We start from the raw sequence: 20,380 nt of genomic DNA, 5'->3' as shown, positions 1-20,380 counted from the left end.
GCGTGATCATGCCGGAACGGCGGCGGCAGGGCTGTTGACGGCGTGGCAGGCGACGCCGTCGATCAGTTGCGGCGCCTTCTCGCGGCAGAGATCGAAGGCGAGGGGACAGCGCGGGTTGAACGCGCAGCCCGACGGCGGATCGATCGGGTTGGGAATCTCGCCCTTGACCGGGATGCGCTGGCGGCCGGACATCGCAAGATCCGGAACCGCGCCGAGCAGCATCTTGGTGTACGGCATCCGCGGGTTCTCGAACAATTTCCGGCCCTCGGCGATCTCGACGATGCGGCCGAGATACATCACGCCGATCCGGCTCGCCATGTGGCGGACAACCGCGAGATTGTGGCTGATGAAGAGATAGGTCAGGCCGAACTTGTCCTGCAGGTCGCGCATCAGATTGAGGATCTGCGCCTGCACCGAGACGTCGAGCGCCGAGGTCGGCTCGTCGCAGACGATGAACTCGGCCTCGGACGCCAGTGCGCGGGCGATCGCGATGCGCTGGCGCTGGCCGCCGGAAAATTCGTGCGGGAATTTTTGGCCGTCGTCGGGGTGCAGGCCGACCAGCGAGAGCAATTCGCCGACCCGGGCCTTGATGTCGCGTTCGCCCTGGATCAGGTCGAAGGCGCGGATCGGCTCGGCGACGATGGCGGCGACCCGGTAGCGCGGATTGAGGCTCGCATAGGGGTCCTGAAAAACCATCTGGATGCGGCGGCGCAGCCGGCGGCGCGCCTGGGCCTGCCGCGGATCGGTCATCGAGACGCCGTCGATGACGACTTCGCCCGAACTCGGCGGCAACAGGCCGACGACCATGCGCGCAACCGTGGTCTTGCCGGAGCCGGATTCGCCGACCAGCGCAAACGTCTCGCCGCGCTTGATGTCGAAGCTGACACCGTCGACGGCCTTCAGGAATTCGAGATGGCCGCCTTCGATCACGCGGTTGAGCCATGGCTTCGAGACGTCGAAGACGCGGCGCAGGTTCCTGACCTCGATCAATGTCCCGCTCATGCCGCCGTCTCCTTCGCCGGCTCGAACAGATGGCAGGCGACGGATTGGTCACCTTGCCGGATCGGCTCGGGGCGTTCGACGCGGCAGCGATCGAAGACAAACGCACAGCGCGGATTGAATGGGCAGCCCGCCGGGATTGCCGACAGCCGCGGCATCGAGCCCGGGATCTGCACCAGGCGCTTGTCCTCGCCCGCGAGCGTCGGGATCGCACCCATCAGGCCCTTGGCGTAGGGATGGAGGGGATTGCGCACCACTTCCTGCACCGGGCCGATCTCGGCGATGCGGCCGGAATACATCACCGCGACGCGGTCGCAGGTCTCGGCGATCACGCCCATGTCGTGGGTCACCAGCATCACGGCGGTGCCGTGGTCGCGGCCGAGCCGCTTGATCAGCGCGATGATCTGCGCCTGCACCGAGACGTCGAGCGCGGTGGTCGGCTCATCGGCGATGATCAGCTCGGGCTCGGCACAGATCGCAAGCGCAATCACGACGCGCTGGCGCATGCCGCCGGAGAACTCGTGCGGGTAACCATCGATGCGCTTCTCCGGCGCGGGGATGCCGACCTCGGCCAATAAATCGATGGCGCGCCGGCGCGCGGCGCTTTCGCTCAGATTGGTGTGGGTGCGTATCGTCTCGATGATCTGGTCGCCGATCCGGTAGAGCGGATTGAGGCTGGTCAGCGGATCCTGGAAGATCATGCCGATCCGCTTGCCCCTGACGCGCCGGATCTCCTCCGGCGGAAGATGGTCGATCCGCGTGCCCGACAGCTCGATCTGGCCGCCGGAGATGCGGCCGGGCGGATCGATCAGTCCGATCACCGCAAGCCCGGTGACCGATTTGCCGGCGCCGGACTCGCCGACCACGCCGAGCACCTCGCCCTTGGCGATGTCGAACGACACGCCGTTGATGGCGCGCAACGTCGCTCGGCGGGTGACGAATTCCACCTCGAGATTGCGCACGGAGAGAACAGGCTGGGTCATCGGAGCTTTGGGTTGAGCGCGTCGCGCAGCCAGTCGCCGAGCAGGTTGATGGAGAGGATCAGGCCGGCCAGGGCAATGCCCGGGAAGGCGACGATCCACCATTCGCCGGCGAACAGATAGTTGTTGCCGATCCGGATCAGGGTGCCGAGCGACGGCATGGTGTCGGGCATGCCGGCGCCGAGGAACGACAGCGTCGCCTCGGTGATGATCGCGAGCGCGAGGTTGATGGTGGCGATGACCAGGATCGGGCCCATCGTGTTCGGCAGCACGTGCCGCAGCATGATCTTCGGTGCCGGCAGGCCGATCAGCTGCGCCGCCGCCACATAATCCTTGTTCTTCTCGACCATGACCGAGCCGCGCACGGTGCGGGCATATTGCACCCAGAAACTGAGACCGATCGCGATGATCAGCACGCCGAACGTGCTCATCTCGTCGAGCCGGTTGCCGAGCAGCGATTTGGCGACACCGTTGACCAGGAGCGCGATCAGGATCGCCGGGAAGGTGAGCTGGACATCGGCGATCCGCATGATCACGCTGTCGACCACGCCGCCGAAATAACCGGCGACCAGCCCGAGGGCGATCCCGAGCGCGCCGGCGAAGACCACGCCGGCAATGCCGACCGCAAGCGAGATGCGCAGGCCGTAGAGGATCGCCGAGAGCACGTCGCGGCCCTGCTCGTCGGTACCGAGCAGGAACGGGCTCTGGCCGTCGGAGGTCCAGAGCGGCGCAATCCGCGAGTTGATCAGCTGCAGCTGTGCCGGATCGAACGGGTTCTGCACCGCAAGCCATGACGCAAAGATCGCCAGCAGGAAGAACAATAGCGTGATCACGGCGGCGACCATCGTCAGCCTGGAACGGCGGAACGAATAGAGGATGTCGCTGTCGAGCGTGCGCCTGAACCAGCCGGCAGGTGCCTGCGGGCGATCTTCGGAGCGATGGGGGACGGCGGCGTCGGACATCGGTCAGCCCCTCACGCCGCGCGGCCGATGGTCGAGCGCAAGCGCGGATCGACCACGGTGTAGAGGATGTCGACCACGAGATTGATGGTGACGAAGATCAGCGAGACCATCAACAGATACGCGGCCATGATCGGGATATCGACGTTTTGCACGGCCTGCACGAACAGAAGCCCCATGCCCGGCCATTGGAACACGGTTTCGGTGATGATCGAGAAAGCAATTACCGAGCCAAACTGCAGGCCGGCCACCGTGATCACCGGAACCAGCGTATTCTTCAGCGCATGGCCGAAATGGATCGCGCGCGTGGTCAGCCCGCGGGCGCGGGCAAAGCGGATATAGTCGGTCCGCAACACTTCCAGCATCTCGGCGCGCACCAGCCGCATGATCAGGGTCATCTGGAACAATCCGAGCGTGATCGCCGGCATGATCAGCGCCTTCAGGCCGGAGACGGTGAGCAGCCCGGTCGTCCACCAGCCGAGCTTCACCACCTCGCCGCGGCCGAAGGAGGGCAGCCAGCCCAAGGTCACGGCGAACAGATAGATCAGCAGGATGCCGATCAGGAAGGTCGGCAGCGAAATGCCGATCAGCGATACGGCCTGGAATAATTTGGCGAGCAGGGTGTCGCGGCGCAGCGCCGAATAGACCCCCATCAGGATGCCGGCGACCATCGCGAACAGCGTCGCGCAGATCGCAAGCTCCAGCGTCGCCGGCAGCCGCTCCGCCAGCAGCGAGGAGACCGGCAGACGGAACTGGTAGGACACGCCGAACTTGAACTGCAGCGCATTGATGAAGTAGCGGCCGAACTGCACCAGCACGGGATCATCCAGGCCGAGCGAGCGCCGGATTTCAGCGCGCTGCGCGGCCGAGGTGTCGATCGAGACGATCTGGCTCACCGGATCGCCGGCGAAGCGGAACATCGCGAACGCAATGACGCCTACGGCGACCATCACGCCGATCGCCTGCAGCACGCGGCGAAGAGTGAAAGCGAGCATCTCTACCTTTCACTGCTTTTGACATCCGGCGCGCGCGGCTTTGCGCGGCCGAAAAACGAGAGGTCCCGGAAGCCTGCGCTTCCGGGACCCAATTCGCTGCAACCACTATTCACCTTCTTTGGTCGCCCAGTAGAGCAGCACCTGGTTGTCCGCGCGCTGGGTCAATTTGACCTTCTTCGACACGCCCCACACCAGCGGTTGCTGATGCAGCGGAATGTAGCCGTAATCCTTGATGACGATTTCGTAGGCTTGCTTGATCAACTGGTCGCGCTTGGCAGTGTCGCTCTCGACCAGGACCTTGTCGGTGAGCGCGTCGACTTCCTTGTTGCAATAGCCGCCGAGATTGGCCTCGCCCCGGGTCGCATCCTTCGGATCGTCGCGGCAGCCGAGGATGTCGTGCAGCACGTTGTGCGAGTCGGAAGTCGCGGGCGTCCAGCCCAGCATGAACAGCGAGGTCTGGTAGCCGCCGGGCTTCAGCACCTTGGCGAAATACTGTGCCTTCGGTTGCGCCAGCAGGTTCACCTTGACGCCGATGCGGGCCAGCATGCCGACCACCGCCTGGCAGATCGCGGCGTCGTTGACGTAGCGGTCGTTCGGGCAATCCATCGTGACTTCGAAGCCGTTCGGATAGCCCGCCTCGGCCAACAGCTTCTTGGCGCCATCGGGATCGAGCTTCGGCCGGGTGAATTCCTTCGAGAGCGGATAGAGTTCGGGCGCGATCATCAGGGTCGAGGGCGTCGACATGCCGCGCATGACGCGGGTCTTGATCAGGTCGACGTCGATCGTCTTGTAGAAGGCTTCGCGGACCTTGATGTCCTTGAAGGGATTCTTGCCCTTGACGTTGGAATACAGCAGCTCGTCGCGCGCCATGTCCATGCCGATGAAGATGGTGCGGATCTCCGGCGCGGTCATGACGGTGGCGACGCCGCTGGAATTGACGCGCTGGATGTCCTGGAGCGGAACCGGTTCGATGACATCGACCTCGCCCGAGAGCAACGCGGCGACGCGGGTGGCGTCGGAGCCGATCGGGGTGAAGATGATCTCCTTGAGATTATGCTCGGGCTTGCGCCAATAGCCTGGAAACGCCTTGAACACGGTCTTCACGCCAGGCTGGTGGCTCTCGATCGTGAAGGGGCCGGTGCCATTCTCGTGCAGCGCCGCGTAGCTCGGCGTGGTCGCGGAGGCCGGCGTTGGTGCGACCGAGTTGTTCTCCTCGCACCACTTCTTGTCCATGATGTACCAGCTATCCCATTGCGAGGTCAGGATGGGATTGGGCGAGTCCAGCGTCACATCGACGGTGTAGTCGTCGACCTTGGTGAACTTGGCGTCGGCCGGGACGTTGCTGAGGAAATTGGAGCCCTTGGCGCGGACGCGGTCGGCGGAGAACAACACGTCGTCGGCGGTGAAGGGGTCGCCGTTGTGGAATTTTACGCCCTTGCGCAGATGGAAGCGCCATTTGGTCGGGCTCAGCGTCTCCCAGCTTTCCGCCAGTGCCGGGATGATCTTGAGGTCCTTGTCGCGCGCCGTGAGGCCTTCGTAGACGTGCGCGTGGTGCGCGATCGTCGTGGTTTCCTTCAGCGTGTACGGATCCAGCGACTTCAGCTCGCCCTGGTTGGCATATTTCAGCGTCTGGGCCGATGCCGGCAAGGCAAAGGCGACCAGCGCGACGGCAGTCGCCGTAAACAAACTCCAACGTACCGACATGTGATCCCGCGTCCCCGTTTTTGTCCGCCGGCTGCTTTGTCCGGCTGGTATTATTGATGCATGTTGCCAGAGTTTTCCGGCCGCGCAAGCGCGATTTCCCAAAGGGTTAATCGGTTCGCGCGGGTGCAGCGCAATGAACGCGATCTGAGACTAGGCGGTTGGTGCGGGCGCGTGACATTCGACTTTCGGAGTGCCACTTGCCGGTCGTGGAATGATCGCCGCGAGCCCGGCTGATCCCGGTCGTTCCAAACGGTTTGGAGCGGTCGCTCCAAACGGTTTGGTTGACCATAACGGATGATTGAGGCCGACTATACATCGGGGCCGGTACGGCTCGCTTGCGTGACCGACCCCGTCCCGGCGATACTGAGGCGGGCCAGGCGCATTTGAGGAGGCGGATATGAAGGTCAACGTCGAGATAGATTGTACGCCCCTTGAAGCGCGGCAGTTCTTCGGCCTGCCGGACGTGGCGCCGATGCAGAACGCGGTGATGGACAGGCTGCAGCAGCAGATGCTGTCGAACATCGACAAGGTTTCGCCGGAAGCGTTGATGCAAAGCTGGTTCACCTTCGATCCCAAGCTCGCCGAGCGCTTCCAGGACATGTTCGTGGCGATGGCCGGCCTCGGCGGCATGGGCAAGAAGGACAAGAAATAGTGGCGGCCGCGAACGGGAGCGTCGACGGGACCGAACGCCGATTGCGCCCGCCCAGCCTGCTTCTGATGCTGGCGGAAGCGCGCGGCGTGCTCGAGCTGAATTCGAGCCTGCTGCTGTCGCCGCTGCTGATGCAGGCGCCGAAGGGCGACGGTCATCCGGTGCTGGCGCTGCCGGGCTTCCTCGCCAGCGACCTTTCGATGGCGCCGATGCGGCGCTATCTGAAGGAGCTGGGCTATGACGCCTACGCCTGGAACATGGGCCGCAATTTCGGTGGGATCTCCAGCAGGCGGACTGCGCTGCGCGACCTGCTGAAGCGGGTCCATGAGGCGTCGGGGCGCAAGGTCTCGATCATCGGCTGGAGCCTCGGCGGCGTCTATGCGCGCGACCTGGCCTCGCAGATGCCTGAGCTGGTGCGCTCCATCATCACCCTGGGCAGCCCGTTCGCCGACGATATCCGCGCCACCAATGCGACCCGGCTGTACGAGCTGCTGTCCGGCGAGGGGGTGGACGATATCCCCGAGATTCGCGCGGCGATCGCCGGCGACATGCCGGTGCCGGCAACCTCGATCTATTCCCGCACCGACGGCATCGTGAACTGGCGGACCTCGCGGGTGCGGCCGTCGGCGACCGCCGAGAACATCGAGGTGCATTTCGCCAGCCATCTCGGCCTCGGCGTCAACCCCGCGGCGCTGTGGGCGATCGCGGACCGGCTGGCACAGCCGGAGGGGGAGTTCCGGCATTTTGACCGCTCGGGCCCCTTTGTCATTGCCTATGGGCCGGCAGAACAGGCACTATCCTAACCAGACGACGAGAAGCGCCGCCAAGGCGCCCGCGTGAGTTGGCTCTCGGGAGGAGATCATGAGCGACGCCAAAAAGCTGTCCTCGCTGGACGCATCGTTTCTGTATCTGGAAACGCCGGAAATGCCGATGCATGTCGGCAGCATGGCGATCTTCCGGCTGCCCGACGGCTACAAGGGTGACTTCTTCGAGGAGTTCAAGGCGATGATCGCCTCGCGGCTGCACGTCGCGCCGATCCTCAAGGCGCGCCTGCAGAAGGCGCCGCTCGACATCGATCACCCGTCCTGGGTCGAGGACGACCAGTTCGACATCGACCGCCACATCTTCCGCGCCAGCCTGCCGGCGCCGCACGATCGCGCGACGCTGGAGCGCATCGTCGGCTGGATGCACGCCAAGCTGTTGAACCGCGCCCGTCCGCTCTGGGAGTTCTACGTCTTCGAGGGCATGAAGGACAACGAGATCGGGCTCTATTCCAAGATGCACCACGCCTGCATCGACGGCGGCGCCGGCGCGGCGCTGACCAGCATGATCTACGACCTGACGCCGGTGCCGCGGCAGATCGAGCCGCCGAGCGCGAAAAAGGTCGCGCAGGAGCCGCGTGACATCGCGGCCAACTTGATCGACGCCTATCAGCAGCTCTGGACCCAGCCGTTCGAGGCGGCCGCCGCCGCGCAGAAGAGCCTGGAATTGCCGCGCTCGGGCAAGAGCGACCTCGGCTCGATCCTGTTCGACAACGCCATGTTCCAGATCGAGAGCGCGGTGAAGTTCGCAGGCTCCATGCCGACCGTGCTCAAGAGCCTGTCCGACGTCGTCGCCAAGGTCGCCGATCCGAGGTCGCGCGAGAGTCTGCAAGCGATGTCCTCGCCGCCGACCATCCTCAACAAGGCGATTTCGTCGGAGCGCAGCTTTGCCGGCACCTCGATCTCGCTGTCGCGCGCCAAGGCGCTGGCGAAGGCCTCGGGCGGCAAGCTCAACGACGTCGTGCTGGCGCTCGCCTCCGGCGTGGTGCGGCGCTATCTGATCAGCCAGGGCGCGCTGCCGAACAAGTCGCTGACCGCCGGCGTGCCGATCTCGCTGCGCGAGGAAGGCAACGCCGACTCCAACAACCAGGTGTTCGGCATGATCTGCTCGATCGCGACCGACGTCGAGGATCCGAAGAAGCGGCTGGAAACCATCATCGCGCAGTCCACCAAGTCCAAGGAGATGTCGCATCCGTTGCGCGCCCTGGTGCCGCAAGTCTCCAACATCTCGCTGCTCGGCGCGCCGATCCTGGTGCAGATCATGGCGCTGCTCTACAGCCGCTCCGATCTGTCCAACGTGCTGCCGCCGGCGACCAACATCACGGTGTCGAACGTGCCGGGTCCGCGGCAGACGCTGTATGCGGCTGGCGCGGAGCTGTTGCACATCTTCCCGGTCTCGATCTCGACCCACGGGATCGCGCTCAACATCACCGTGCAGAGCTACCGCGATCAGCTTGATTTCGGCTTCATCGTCGGTGCCAACATCATTCCGCATGTGCAGGTGATGTGCGACATGCTGCCGCTCGAATTCGATGCACTTGAGGCGGCGTTCGCGCCTCCGCCTGCCAACATCAAGGGCGCGGCCGAATAGGAATTCCTGCAATGATCGACATGCCACCGCTGCAGTTCGCCGAGACCAACGGCATCCGCATGGGGTTCTACGAAGCGGGCCCCAGGACCGACACGCCGCCCGTGGTGCTGTGCCACGGCTGGCCTGAACTGGCGTTCTCCTGGCGTCATCAAATCAAGGCGCTGGGTGAGGCCGGCATCCGGGTAATTGCCCCGGATCAGCGCGGCTACGGCGCGACCGATCGGCCGGAGCCGGTTGAGGCCTACGACATGGAGCACCTGACCGGCGATCTGGTCGGTCTGCTCGACCATCTCAAGATCGACAAGGCGATCTTCGTCGGTCACGACTGGGGCGGCTTTGTCGTCTGGCAGATGCCGCTCAGGCATCATCAGCGGGTCGCCGGCGTCGTCGGCGTCAACACGCCGCATTTGAACCGCGCACCGATGGATCCGATTGCGCTGTTCCGCCAGCGCTTCGGCGACCAGATGTACATCGTCCAGTTCCAGGATCCGGCGCGCGAGCCCGACCGGATCTTCGGCAGCCGGGTCGAGCAGACCTTCGATGCCTTCATGCGCAAGCCGGCGGCGCGCCCGCCGGGCACGCCGGAGGAGCAGCCGATCGCCGGCGTCGGCGCCTCGGCGCGGCTCAACCTGGCGTTCCCGCAGATGATCGCGAATTACGACGCCAAGCACGATCCGCGGACGCCGATCCTGTCGGCCGAGGAGAAGAAGGTGTTCGTCGACACCTTCACCAGGACCGGCTTCACCGGCGGCATCAACTGGTATCGCAACTTCACCCGCAACTGGGAACGTTCGGCGGGGCTGGACCACAATGTGCGGGTGCCGTCGCTGATGATCATGGCCGAGAACGACGCGGTGCTGCCGCCCTCGGCCGCCGACGGCATGGAGAAGCTGGTGCCGGACCTCGAAAAGCATCTGGTCCGCGACAGCGGCCATTGGACGCAGCAGGAAAAGCCGGACGAGGTCAGCGCCAAGCTGATTGAGTGGCGTAAGCGAAAATTCGGCTAGGCGTCATCCTGAGGTGCGCGCCGGCTTCGGCGCGCCTCGAAGGATGAGAGGGACTGAAGCAAGCGGCCATCCTTCGAGACGCGCGCGGGGCGCGCTCCTCAGGATGACGACGTAGTGAGGGGGCACTTCGAAGATGGCGTCCGGCAACAGACTGAGTCCGATTCCGCATCCGCCGACGAAGCCGGTGGTCGGCAACATGCTGTCGCTGGATTCGAGCGCGCCGGTGCAGCATCTGGTGAAGCTCTCCAAGGAGCTCGGGCCGATCTTCTGGCTCGACATGATGGGCGCGCCGCTCGTGATCGTCTCCGGTCACGATCTGGTCGACGAGCTCTCCGACGAGAAACGCTTCGACAAGGCGGTGCGCGGCTCGCTGCGCCGGGTGCGTGCGGTCGGCGGCGACGGGTTGTTCACCGCCGACACCAAGGAGCCGAACTGGAGCAAGGCGCACAATATCCTGATGCAGCCGTTCGGCAACCGCGCCATGCAGTCGTATCACCCGAGCATGGTCGATATCGCCGAGCAGCTGGTCAAGAAATGGGAGCGGCTCAACGCCGACGAGGAGATCGAGGTCGTCCACGACATGACGGCGCTGACCCTCGACACCATCGGGCTGTGCGGCTTCGACTACCGTTTCAATTCGTTCTACCGCCGCGACTACCACCCTTTCGTGGAATCGCTGGTGCGCTCGCTCGAGACCATCATGATGACCCGCGGCCTGCCGCTCGAGGGTCTGTGGATGCAGAAGCGGCGCAAGACGCTGACCGACGACGTCGCCTTCATGAACAAGATGGTCGACGAGATCATCGCCGAACGGCGCGGCAACACCCACGTAACCGACGACAAGAAGGATATGCTGGCGGCGATGATGACCGGCGTCGATCGCGCCACCGGCGAGCAGCTCGACGACGTCAACATCCGCTACCAGATCAACACCTTTCTGATCGCCGGCCACGAGACCACCAGCGGCCTGCTGTCGTGCACGATCTATGCGCTGTTGAAGCACCCCGAGGTGCTCAAGAAGGCCTACGAGGAGGTCGACCGCGTCCTTGGTCCCGATGTCGATGCGCGGCCGACCTATCAGCAGGTGACGCAGCTCACCTACATCACCCAATGCCTGAAGGAGGCGCTGCGGCTGTGGCCGCCGGCGCCGGCATACGGGATTGCGCCGCTGAACGACGAGACGATCGGCGGCAAGTACAAGCTCAAGAAGAATACCTTCATCACCATCCTGGTGATGGCGCTGCATCGCGATCCCTCGGTCTGGGGCCCGAATCCCGATGTGTTCGATCCGGAGAATTTCAGCCGCGAGGCGGAGGCCAAGCGTCCGGTCAATGCCTGGAAGCCGTTCGGCAACGGCCAGCGCGCCTGCATCGGCCGCGGCTTTGCCATGCACGAGGCGGCGCTCGCGATCGGCATGATCCTGCAACGCTTCAAGCTGCTCGACATACATCGCTACCAGATGCATCTGAAGGAGACGCTGACCGTCAAGCCCGACGGTTTCAGGATCAAGGTGCGGCCGCGCGACGACAGGGATCGCGGCGCGTTCACCGGCAGCACGGGCGCGGTTGCGGCCGCGCCGAAGGCACCACGCGCGCCGACCACGCGTCCCGGCCACAACACGCCGATGCTGGTGCTCTACGGCTCCAACCTCGGCTCGGCCGAGGAGCTGGCGACCCGCATGGCCGATCTGTCCGAGATCAATGGTTTCGCGGTGCGGCTCGGTCCGCTGGACGACTATGTCGGCAAGCTGCCGGAAGAAGGCGGCGTCCTGATCATCTGCGCCTCCTACAACGGCGCGGCGCCCGACAATGCGACGCAATTCGTCAAATGGCTTGAGACCGATCTGCCGGAGGACGCCTTCGCCAAGGTGCGCTACGCGGTGTTCGGCTGCGGCAACAGCGATTGGGCGGCGACTTACCAGTCGGTGCCGCGCTTCATCGACGAGCAATTGACCAGGCATGGCGCCCGCGCGGTCCATCCGCGCGGCGAGGGCGATGCGCGCAGCGATCTCGACGGCCAGTTCCAGAAATGGTTCCCGGAGGCCGCGAAGGTCGCGACCAAGGAATTCGGCATCGACTGGAATTTCACCCGCACCGCCGAGGACGAGCCGCTCTACGCAATCGAGCCGGTGGCGCAGGGCGCGGTCAACACCATCGTGACGCAAGGCGGCGCGGTGCCGATGAAGGTGCTCGCCAACAACGAGCTGCAGAACAAGGAAGGTGCCCATCCGTCGGAGCGCTCGACCCGGCATATCGAAGTCGAGCTGCCGGCAAACCTGAAGTATCGCGTCGGCGATCATCTCAGCGTGGTGCCGCGCAACGATCCGACCCTGGTCGATTCCGTCGCGCGCCGGTTCGGCTTCCTGCCGGCCGACCAGATCCGGCTGCAGGTCTCGGAAGGCCGCCGCGCGCAACTGCCGGTCGGCAATGCCGTGTCGGTCGGGCGGCTGCTCACCGAGTTCGTCGAGCTGCAGCAGGTTGCGACCCGCAAGCAGATCCAGATCATGGCCGAGCACACGCGCTGCCCGGTGACCAAGCCGAAGCTGTTGGCCTATGTCGGCGACGACGAGGCCTCAGCTGCGCGCTATCGCACCGAGGTGCTGGCCAGGCGCAAATCGGTGTTCGATCTGCTCGAGGAACATCCGGCCTGCGAGCTGCCGTTCCATCGCTACCTCGAAATGCTGTCGCTGCTGGCGCCGCGCTATTACTCGATCTCGTCGTCTCCGGCGGGCGAAGCGCAGCGCTGCAGCGTCACCGTCGGTGTCGTAGAGGCGCCTGCGAGTTCGGGACGCGGCATCTACAAGGGGGTCTGCTCGAACTATCTGGCGCGCCGCCGCGCCGGCGACACCGTTCACGCCACGATCAAGGAGACCAAGGCAGGCTTTCGCCTGCCTGACGACAACGCCCTGCCGATCATCATGATCGGGCCGGGCACCGGGCTCGCGCCGTTCCGCGGCTTCCTGCAGGAGCGCGCCGCGCGCAAGGCGCAGGGCGCGACGCTGGGTCCCGCAATGCTGTTCTTCGGCTGCCGTCATCCGGAGCAGGACTTCATCTATGCGGATGAGCTGAAGGCATTCGCGGCCGATGGCGTCGGGGAACTCCACACCGCCTTCTCGCGCGCCAATGGGCCGAAGACCTATGTGCAGCATCTCGTCGCCGCGCAGAAGGATCGGGTCTGGGAGCTGATCGAGAAGGGCGCGATCGTCTATGTCTGCGGCGATGGCGGCAGGATGGAGCCCGACGTCAAGGCGACCCTGATATCGATCTATCGCGAGCGCACCGGTGCCGACACTGATGCGGCCGCGCGCTGGATCGAGGAAATGGGCACCAGGAACCGCTACGTGCTCGACGTCTGGGCCGGAGGCTAACCTCGCGCCCTCGTAGCCCGGATGGAGCGAAGCGCAATCCGGGGCCAGTCGACCCGCGTATGACACGGTCCCGGATTTCGCTGCGCTCCATCCGGGCTACGGCGAAGGTGCCGCCCATGTTACAAGCCGCCGCATGATTCCCTGGGAAAAGATCGATACCGCGCGCATCCCCGGCACCGAAGGCGAATTGCGCCTGATGCGGCGCGGCCGGGAATTCTCGATCATGCTCGGCACCAACGAGCTGATGAACAGCCGCCTGTCGGGCTCGGAAGCGGCGCTGGCGACGCTCGCTGCGAAGCGGATCGAGAAGGTCGCAAGGCCGCATTTTCTCATCGGCGGCCTCGGCATGGGCTTCACGCTGCGGGCGGCGCTCGCGGTGCTTGGACGCGAGGCGCAGATCGTGGTGGCCGAACTGGTGCCGGCAGTCGTTGCCTGGGCGAGAGGCCCGATGGCGGAGATCTTCGGCGACAGCCTGAGCGATCCGCGCGTGCGCATCGAGGAGGTGGATGTCGCCGATGTGATCGAGCGCAATCCGCGCACCTACGATGCCATTCTCCTTGACGTCGATAACGGTCCGGAAGGCCTGACCCGCAAGGCCAACGACGCGCTGTACGACGCCTCGGGACTCAAGATGGCACACACCGCGTTGCGGCGCGGCGGCGTGCTCGCCGTCTGGTCGTCCGGGCCAAATGCCAAGTTCCCGAAATCGCTGTCCCGGGCCGGATTCGCCGTCAACGAGGTTGCCGTCCGCGCCACGGGCCGTGGCCGCGGCGTGCGCCACGTGATCTGGATCGCGGCCAAGGAGTAGCAGGCGCCGCTATTGCGACGCAGCAAGGCCGCCGGGAGCGCCATTCGGTTCGATTGTGTTGAAAATCGAAGGCCGTTGGGTTTCACTCGAAAGCACCGAAGCCTCGAGTCCTTGGTCTGTCTGATGCAGCCGACGTCGAATTTTGGGGTGCAGGAGACGCACGGGATCCTGGACCGTTTCCAGGCCGAATTCCGCGGCTCGAGCGAAGGGCTCGGCTGGTCGACGGCGTATGCCTCGGTCCAGCGCGAGCGGCCGTTTGACGGGCACTTCCACGCGCTGTCAGACAATCTGATGGTGCTGCATCGGGGTGGCCCGGTCGAGATCACCTATGTGATGGACGGCAAGTCGGTTGCGCGGCAGATCCCGCGTGGCGGGGTGTTCTTCCTGCCGGCTGGGCACACCTGCAACGTGGTGCTGCGCGAGGCGCTGGAATCCACTCACATCTATCTGCGCTCCGACCTGTTCGCGGGCCGGGACGGGGCGGCGAGCCTGATCGGCGGGCTCGCGCCGATGCTCGGCGATCAGGATGCCGTGCTGGAGCATCTCGCCGCGGCGATCGGCGACACCATCACCAACGGCCTGCCGGCCTCGTCGCTGTTCGTCGATCCGATCGCGCAGGCGATCGCCAACCGCTTCGTCGCGATCAATTTCCACAAGCCGAGCGTGGAGGCCGGCAAGCATCCGAACCTGCTCAGCAACCGGCAGATGGCGCGCATCCGCGAGTTCGTCGACACCAACCTCGATACCGATATCCGGCTCGACCAACTGGCAGAATTGTGCGGCCGCAGCACCGAATATTTCGTGCGCCTGTTCAAGGCGACCAGCGGCATCTCGCCCTACCAATACGTGCTCAATCTGCGCATCGAGCGCGCCAGGGCGCTGCTCGCCGACGAGACGCAAAGCCTGGCGGACATCGCGCTGGCCTGCGGGTTCTCCCATCAGGAGCATTTTACGCGCATGTTCCGCCGCTTCACCGGCGTGACGCCGGGGCGTTACCGGCGCAGCCACTAGCTGCCGACGGCGCCAGCCCGAGCCCGCGGATGATTTTTCCGGTTTCGTGCAGATTTTCTCCGGTTTCGTGCAGGCCCGCCGTGGCCGCCCGCCGCTAGCTTTCTCCCAACAAGACGAGATTGCCGGTTCGCCGGCTTGGGAGAAATGCCATGAGCATCGCAGTGCCTGATGCCGTACGCCCGCCCGTCGTGGCGGCCGGAGATGCCGGCAGCGGCACATTTGCATACTGCTCGCAGCAATATCGCGTGGTGTTCGGCGCCGGCACCTCGGCGCGGCTTGGCGAGGAGAGCGAGCGCCTTGGCATCAAGCGGGCGCTGGTGCTGACCACAAGCGAGCAGCAGGATCTCGGGCGCCGGCTCGGCGCCGGCCTCGGCGACCGGCTCGCGGGGCTGTTTGCCGGCGCGCGCATGCATACGCCGGTCGAGGTGACCAACGAGGCGCTTCGCATCGTCGAGTCCCGCGACATCGACGGGCTGGTCGCGATCGGCGGCGGCTCGACCGTCGGGCTCGGCAAGGCGCTGTCGCTGCGCACCGGGCTGCCGCATATCGCTGTCCCGACCACCTATGCCGGCTCCGAGATGACGCCGATCCTTGGCGAAACCAGCAACGGCATCAAGACCACGCAGCATTCCCAGGATCTGGTGCCGGACACCGTCATCTACGACGTCGATCTCACCGTCAGCCTGCCGCCGCATATCTCTGCCGCCAGCGGCATGAATGCGATCGCCCACGCCGTCGAGGCGCTTTATGCGCCTGAGGCCAATCCGCTGACGTCGCTGATGGCGGAGGAGGGCATCGCCGCGCTCGCCCGCGCATTGCCGCGCATCATGGCGGCGCCGGCCGATCCCGGTGCCCGCCGCGACGCGCTCTATGGCGCCTGGCTGTGCGGTGTCTGTCTCGGCGCGGTCGGGATGTCGCTGCACCACAAGCTCTGCCACGTGTTGGGCGGGATGTTCAACCTGCCGCATGCGGAAACCCACGCGATCGTGCTGCCCCATGCCGCTGCCTACAACGCCGCCGCGGCGGCGGAGGCCATGACCCGCGTGGCGCGCGCGTTGCACAGCGCCAATGCACCGCAGGGCCTGTTTGATCTTGCCCGGCAACTCGGACTGCCGCGCGCGCTTTCCGACATCGGAATGCCCGAGGACGGCATCGCACGCGCCGCGGAGATGGCGGTGCGCAATCCCTATGCCAACCCCAGACCGATCGACCGCGCCCCGATCGAGCAATTGATCGTGGCAGCCTGGCGCGGCGATGCGCCCGTGCAGCACTGACATCTCAAGATCAAAGGACAACACGATGGCCAATTTCAACGAGCATGACCTCACCGACGAGGTACTTCGCAGCTTCGCCAACACGCCGAACGAGCGGCTGAAGTTCCTCATCGAGGAGACGGTCAAGTCGCTGCACGATCTGGTGCGCCGCACCGAGCTCACCTTCGAGGAATGGAATCAGGCGATCGAATTCCTGACCCGCACCGGCCAGACCTGCACGCCGCTGCGCCAGGAGTTCATCCTGCTCTCCGACGTGCTCGGCGTCTCGATGCTGGTCGATGCCGTCAATCACCGCGAGCGCGAGGGCGCGACCGAGACCACGGTGCTCGGCCCGTTCTATGTCGGTGAGCACCGCGTCACGCCGCACGGCGCCAACATCTCGGAGGGGATCGACGGTGAAGTGATGTTCGTGCAGAGCCGCGTCACCGACCTGGCCGGTCAACCGCTCGCCGGTGCCGAGATCGACGTCTGGCACGCCGACGACGACGGCTTCTACGATTCGCAGAAGGCGGACTATGCGACGCACGGCCCATCGCTGCGCGCGCGCTTCGTCACCGATGCCGACGGCCGTTTCTCCTTCCGCACCATCCTGCCGTGCAGCTATCCGATCCCGACCGATGGTCCGGTCGGTGATCTCATCACCGCCACGCAGCGCCATCCGATGCGGCCGGCGCATGTGCATTTCCTGGTCAAGGCCGAGGGCTATGAGCCGCTGATCACCCACGTCTTCCTCGATGGCGACGAATATCTGCGCAGCGACGTGGTGTTCGGCGTCAAGGACGAGCTGATTGCGCGCGTCGAGCCGCGCAATGAGCCCGCGCTGCCGAACGGCGAGCCGGTCTCCGGCCAATGGCACCTGATGACCTACGACTTCCAGATGAAGCCGGGCGCAGGCCTGGTGCCGCAGCCGATGATGGCCGCGGAATAGCGATCAAAGCCAACAACACGATCAGGGAGAGGACCATGACCAGCAAACCGATCGAGACCGACGTCCTTATCGTCGGCAGTGGCCCGGCCGGCGCGACGGCGGCGGCGCTGCTCGGCACGTACGGCATCAAGCACATCCTGGTGACCAAATATGGCTGGCTGGCCGACACGCCGCGGGCCCACATCAGCAACCAGCGTGCGATGGAGGTGCTGCGCGATCTTGGCCTCGAGGAGAAAGCCGTGGCGCAGGCCGTGCCGCAGCACCTGATGGCCAACAACGTGTTCTGCGAGAGCCTCGCCGGCGAGGAGTTCGGCCGGCTCTACTCCTGGGGCAATCATCCCTCGCGCAAGGCGGACTACGATCTCGCCAGTCCCGCGCGCATCTGCGACCTGCCGCAGAATTTCCTCGAGCCGATCCTGATCGAGGCCGCGGGCCAGCGCGGCACCTCGCTGCGCTTCAACACCGAGTTCGTCGACCTGGTGCAGGATGCCGACGGCGTCACGGCGACGGTGAAGGATCGCCTGTCCGGCGAGACCTATCAGATCCGCGCCAAATATCTGATCGGCGCCGACGGCGGCCGCAGCCGGGTCGCCGAAGTGATCGGACTGCCGATGGAAGGCCAGATGGGCCGCGCCGGCAGCATGAACATCATCGTGCAGGCGGATTTGAGCAAGTACGTCGCGCACCGGCCGAGCGTGCTGTACTGGGTGCTGCAGCCCGGCGCTGAGATCGGCGGCATTGGTGCCGGCCTGATCCGCATGGTGCGGCCATGGAACGAGTGGCTGATCATCTGGGGCTACGACATCGAGCAGGGCGAGCGCAAGCTCACCAATGATGAAGCGATCTCGATCGTGCGCAATCTCGTCGGAGACGAGACGCTCGAGGTCAAGGTGCGCTCCACCTCGACCTGGACCGTGAACGAGATGTATGCCGGCCACTATTCGTCGGGCCGCGTGTTCTGCGTCGGCGACGCCGTGCACCGCCATCCGCCGACCAACGGCCTCGGTTCCAATACCTCGATCCAGGATTCCTTCAATCTGTGCTGGAAGCTGAAGCTGGTGCTCGAGGGCCACGCAGCGCCGTCGCTGCTCGAGACCTATTCGGCCGAACGCCAGCCGGTCGGCAAGCAGATCGTGACCCGCGCCAACAAGAGCATCGGCGACTTCCCGCCGATCTTCGAGGCGGTGGGACTCGTGGCTTCGACCGACCCGGCTGAGGCGCGCAAGGCGATCGCCGCGCGCAAGGCGCCGACCGCCGAGGGCAAGGCGCGCCGCAAGAAACTCTATGAGGCCATCGCCAACAAGAGCTACGAGTTCAACTGCCACGGCGTCGAGATGAACCAGCGCTACGGGTCGACCGCCGTGGTGTCCGATGGCACGCCGATGCCGGCGTTCACCCGAGATCACGAGCTTTACTATCAGGCCACCACCTGGCCCGGCGCGCACCTGCCGCATGTCTGGGTCGAGCATCAGGGCGAGCGGAAGTCGACGCTCGATCTCACCGGCAAGGGCCGCTTCACGCTGCTCACCGGGATCGGCGGCGACGGCTGGAAGGCGGCCGCAGCCGCGGTCGAGAACGCCTACGGCCTGCCGGTCGACGTCGTGACCATCGGCCCGCAGGGCTGCGATGCGCTGGATATTTATGCGGACTGGTACCGCCAGAGCGAGGTCGACGAGGACGGCTGCGTGCTGGTGCGGCCCGACATGTATGTCGCCTGGCGCGCCAAAGAGGCGGCGGCTGACGCCACCGATGTGCTGCTCGATGTGTTTGGCCAGATCCTCGGCCGCAGCGCCAAGGCGCAGGCGAAGTCCGTCGCCGCGGCGTGATGCGGCGCGACGCCGGTAATTTTTCAGAACAGATAAACGGCAGCCGGCCTGAAAACCGGCTTGCCTCAAGGGAGGGAAAAATGACCAAGCACCATTTGAACGTCATGTCTTTCGATCGCCGCCGCGTGCTGCAGGGCATCGCCGGTGGGTTCGCCGCCGCGGGAACGACCACATTGTTCGCGCCGGCCGTGCGCGCGGCCAACAAGCCGATCAAGATCGGCTATGTCTCGCCGAAGAGCGGACCATTGGCTGCCTTCGCCGAAGCCGACGATTTCGTGCTCGGCGAATTCCGAAAATTCATCAAGGACGGCGTCAAGGTCGGATCGCAGACCTATCCGGTCGAAGTGGTGACCAAGGACAGCCAGTCGAATCCGAACCGCGCCGCCGAAGTCGCCAAGGAACTGATCACCCGCGACAATGTCAGCCTGATCGTGGTCGGCGCCACGCCCGAGACCAACAATCCGGTGGCGACGCAATGCGAGCTCGAGCAGGTGCCGTGCATCTCGACCGTCGCGCCGTGGCAGACCAATTTCATCGGCCGGCAGGCCAACCCCGGCGATCCCAAGAGCTGGAAGCCGTTCGACTACACCTTCCACTATTTCTGGGGCCTAGAGGACGTGATCGGCGTCTTCACCAGCATGTGGAGCCAGGTCGCGACCAACAAATCGGTCGGCGCGCTGTTTCCGAACGATGCCGATGGCAACGCCTGGGGTGACGCGACGATCGGCTTTCCGCCTGTCATGGCCAAGCAGGGTTTCAAGCTCACCGATCCCGGCCGCTTCCAGAATCTTACCGACGATTTCAGCTCGCAGATCGCCGCCTTCCGCGGCGCCGATGCCGAGATCGTCACCGGCGTGATCATCCCGCCCGACTTCACCACGTTCTGGAACCAGGCGCGGCAGAAGGGGCTGAAGCCGAAGGTCGTGTCGGTCGCCAAGGCGTTGCTGTTCCCGGCGTCGGTGCAGGCGCTGGGCAAGGGTGGCAACAACATCTCCACCGAGGTCTGGTGGACGCCGACGCATCCCTACAAGTCGAGCCTCAGCGGCGTCAGCGCGGCCGATCTTGCCAAGGGATATGAGCAGGCCTCCGGCAAGCAATGGACCCAACCGATCGGCTTCGTGCATTCGCTGTTCGAGGTCGCGATCGACGCCATCAAGCGCTCCAGCGACCCGAGCGACGGTGCGGCGCTGGCGAAGGCGATCGGAGCAACCAAGCTCGATACGATCGTGGGCCAGGTCGCGTTCGGCTCCAGCGCAGTGCCGCCGTTTGCCGCGAAGAACATCGCCAAGACGCCGCTGGTCGGCGGCCAATGGCGGCTCAACGGCGACAAATACGACATGGTGATCACGGACAACAAGCTGGCGCCGCAGATTCCGCTCGGCGGCGACATGCAGGCGTTGAGCTAGCAAGCGCGTTCCGGACGAATTGTTCATCGGAGATGCGCGGGCCACGCGCGCATCT

The 20,380-nt window shown here is 65.2% G+C and carries 16 protein-coding genes; 11 read left to right on the top strand and 5 right to left on the bottom strand.

Features of this window, described 5'->3' with window-relative positions; genetic code table 11:
* Window positions 1–6: 6 nt before the first annotated feature.
* The 5 genes from ACE10Z_RS31445 to ACE10Z_RS31425 form a co-directional block, all read right to left on the bottom strand.
* A complete protein-coding gene (locus ACE10Z_RS31445) occupies window positions 7–1,002 on the bottom strand; it encodes an ABC transporter ATP-binding protein (protein WP_375784235.1) in 996 nt (331 codons plus the stop codon).
* The gene (locus tag ACE10Z_RS31440) at window positions 999–1,982 is read right to left on the bottom strand and encodes an ABC transporter ATP-binding protein (protein ID WP_375784234.1); all 984 of its coding nucleotides are present in this window, start codon (window positions 1,980–1,982) and stop codon (window positions 999–1,001) included. The genes ACE10Z_RS31445 and ACE10Z_RS31440 overlap by 4 nt, the downstream gene beginning before the upstream one ends.
* Window positions 1,979–2,941: an ABC transporter permease gene (locus ACE10Z_RS31435; RefSeq protein ID WP_375784233.1), complete on the bottom strand. Its 963-nt coding sequence runs from the start codon at window positions 2,939–2,941 to the stop codon at window positions 1,979–1,981. The genes ACE10Z_RS31440 and ACE10Z_RS31435 overlap by 4 nt, the downstream gene beginning before the upstream one ends.
* An 11-nt stretch (window positions 2,942–2,952) precedes the next feature.
* Entirely contained in the window at window positions 2,953–3,933 is a 981-nt protein-coding gene (locus ACE10Z_RS31430) for an ABC transporter permease (protein WP_375784232.1), read from the bottom strand.
* 105 nt (window positions 3,934–4,038) lie between these two features.
* On the bottom strand, window positions 4,039–5,637 hold the full coding sequence (locus tag ACE10Z_RS31425) for an ABC transporter substrate-binding protein (RefSeq protein WP_375784231.1): 1,599 nt from the start codon (window positions 5,635–5,637) through the stop codon (window positions 4,039–4,041).
* Window positions 5,638–6,034: 397 nt separating this feature from the next.
* Here ACE10Z_RS31425 and ACE10Z_RS31420 point away from each other — a divergent pair, with 397 nt between their 5' ends.
* From ACE10Z_RS31420 to ACE10Z_RS31370, 11 genes are all read left to right on the top strand, one after another.
* Complete coding sequence (locus ACE10Z_RS31420; protein WP_375784230.1) at window positions 6,035–6,289, top strand: DUF6489 family protein; 255 nt, start codon at window positions 6,035–6,037, stop codon at window positions 6,287–6,289.
* Between the two features lie 65 nt (window positions 6,290–6,354).
* Window positions 6,355–7,089 (top strand): esterase/lipase family protein, encoded by a 735-nt coding sequence (locus tag ACE10Z_RS31415; protein ID WP_375789966.1) that lies wholly within the window; start codon window positions 6,355–6,357, stop codon window positions 7,087–7,089.
* Window positions 7,090–7,147: 58 nt separating this feature from the next.
* Window positions 7,148–8,698: a wax ester/triacylglycerol synthase family O-acyltransferase gene (locus ACE10Z_RS31410; RefSeq protein ID WP_375784229.1), complete on the top strand. Its 1,551-nt coding sequence runs from the start codon at window positions 7,148–7,150 to the stop codon at window positions 8,696–8,698.
* An 11-nt stretch (window positions 8,699–8,709) separates the two neighbouring features.
* Window positions 8,710–9,705: an alpha/beta fold hydrolase gene (locus ACE10Z_RS31405; RefSeq protein ID WP_375784228.1), complete on the top strand. Its 996-nt coding sequence runs from the start codon at window positions 8,710–8,712 to the stop codon at window positions 9,703–9,705.
* Between the two features lie 133 nt (window positions 9,706–9,838).
* The gene (locus tag ACE10Z_RS31400; protein ID WP_375784227.1) at window positions 9,839–13,072 is read left to right on the top strand and encodes a bifunctional cytochrome P450/NADPH--P450 reductase; all 3,234 of its coding nucleotides are present in this window, start codon (window positions 9,839–9,841) and stop codon (window positions 13,070–13,072) included.
* A gap of 133 nt (window positions 13,073–13,205) precedes the next feature.
* On the top strand, window positions 13,206–13,880 hold the full coding sequence (locus ACE10Z_RS31395; RefSeq protein ID WP_375784226.1) for a spermidine synthase: 675 nt from the start codon (window positions 13,206–13,208) through the stop codon (window positions 13,878–13,880).
* Between the two features lie 123 nt (window positions 13,881–14,003).
* Window positions 14,004–14,891, top strand: a complete 888-nt coding sequence (locus tag ACE10Z_RS31390; protein ID WP_375784225.1) for a helix-turn-helix domain-containing protein — start codon at window positions 14,004–14,006, stop codon at window positions 14,889–14,891.
* Between the two features lie 149 nt (window positions 14,892–15,040).
* Window positions 15,041–16,165, top strand: coding sequence for a maleylacetate reductase (locus tag ACE10Z_RS31385; RefSeq protein ID WP_375784224.1), 1,125 nt, complete (start codon window positions 15,041–15,043; stop codon window positions 16,163–16,165).
* A 25-nt stretch (window positions 16,166–16,190) separates the two neighbouring features.
* Window positions 16,191–17,093: an intradiol ring-cleavage dioxygenase gene (locus ACE10Z_RS31380; protein ID WP_375784223.1), complete on the top strand. Its 903-nt coding sequence runs from the start codon at window positions 16,191–16,193 to the stop codon at window positions 17,091–17,093.
* Between the two features lie 35 nt (window positions 17,094–17,128).
* Window positions 17,129–18,919 carry an FAD-dependent oxidoreductase gene (locus tag ACE10Z_RS31375; RefSeq protein ID WP_375784222.1) on the top strand — a complete coding sequence of 597 codons (1,791 nt, stop codon included), beginning with the start codon at window positions 17,129–17,131 and terminating at the stop codon, window positions 18,917–18,919.
* Window positions 18,920–18,999: 80 nt separating this feature from the next.
* On the top strand, window positions 19,000–20,325 hold the full coding sequence (locus tag ACE10Z_RS31370; RefSeq protein WP_375784221.1) for an ABC transporter substrate-binding protein: 1,326 nt from the start codon (window positions 19,000–19,002) through the stop codon (window positions 20,323–20,325).
* Window positions 20,326–20,380 lie beyond the last annotated feature (55 nt).

The sequence above is a fragment of the Bradyrhizobium sp. Pha-3 genome, from assembly GCF_042258615.1.
In the GTDB taxonomy this organism is placed as follows: domain Bacteria; phylum Pseudomonadota; class Alphaproteobacteria; order Rhizobiales; family Xanthobacteraceae; genus Bradyrhizobium.
The sequence above is the reverse complement of the archived record's forward strand: the minus strand, read 5'-3'. Positions and strand labels throughout refer to the sequence as shown.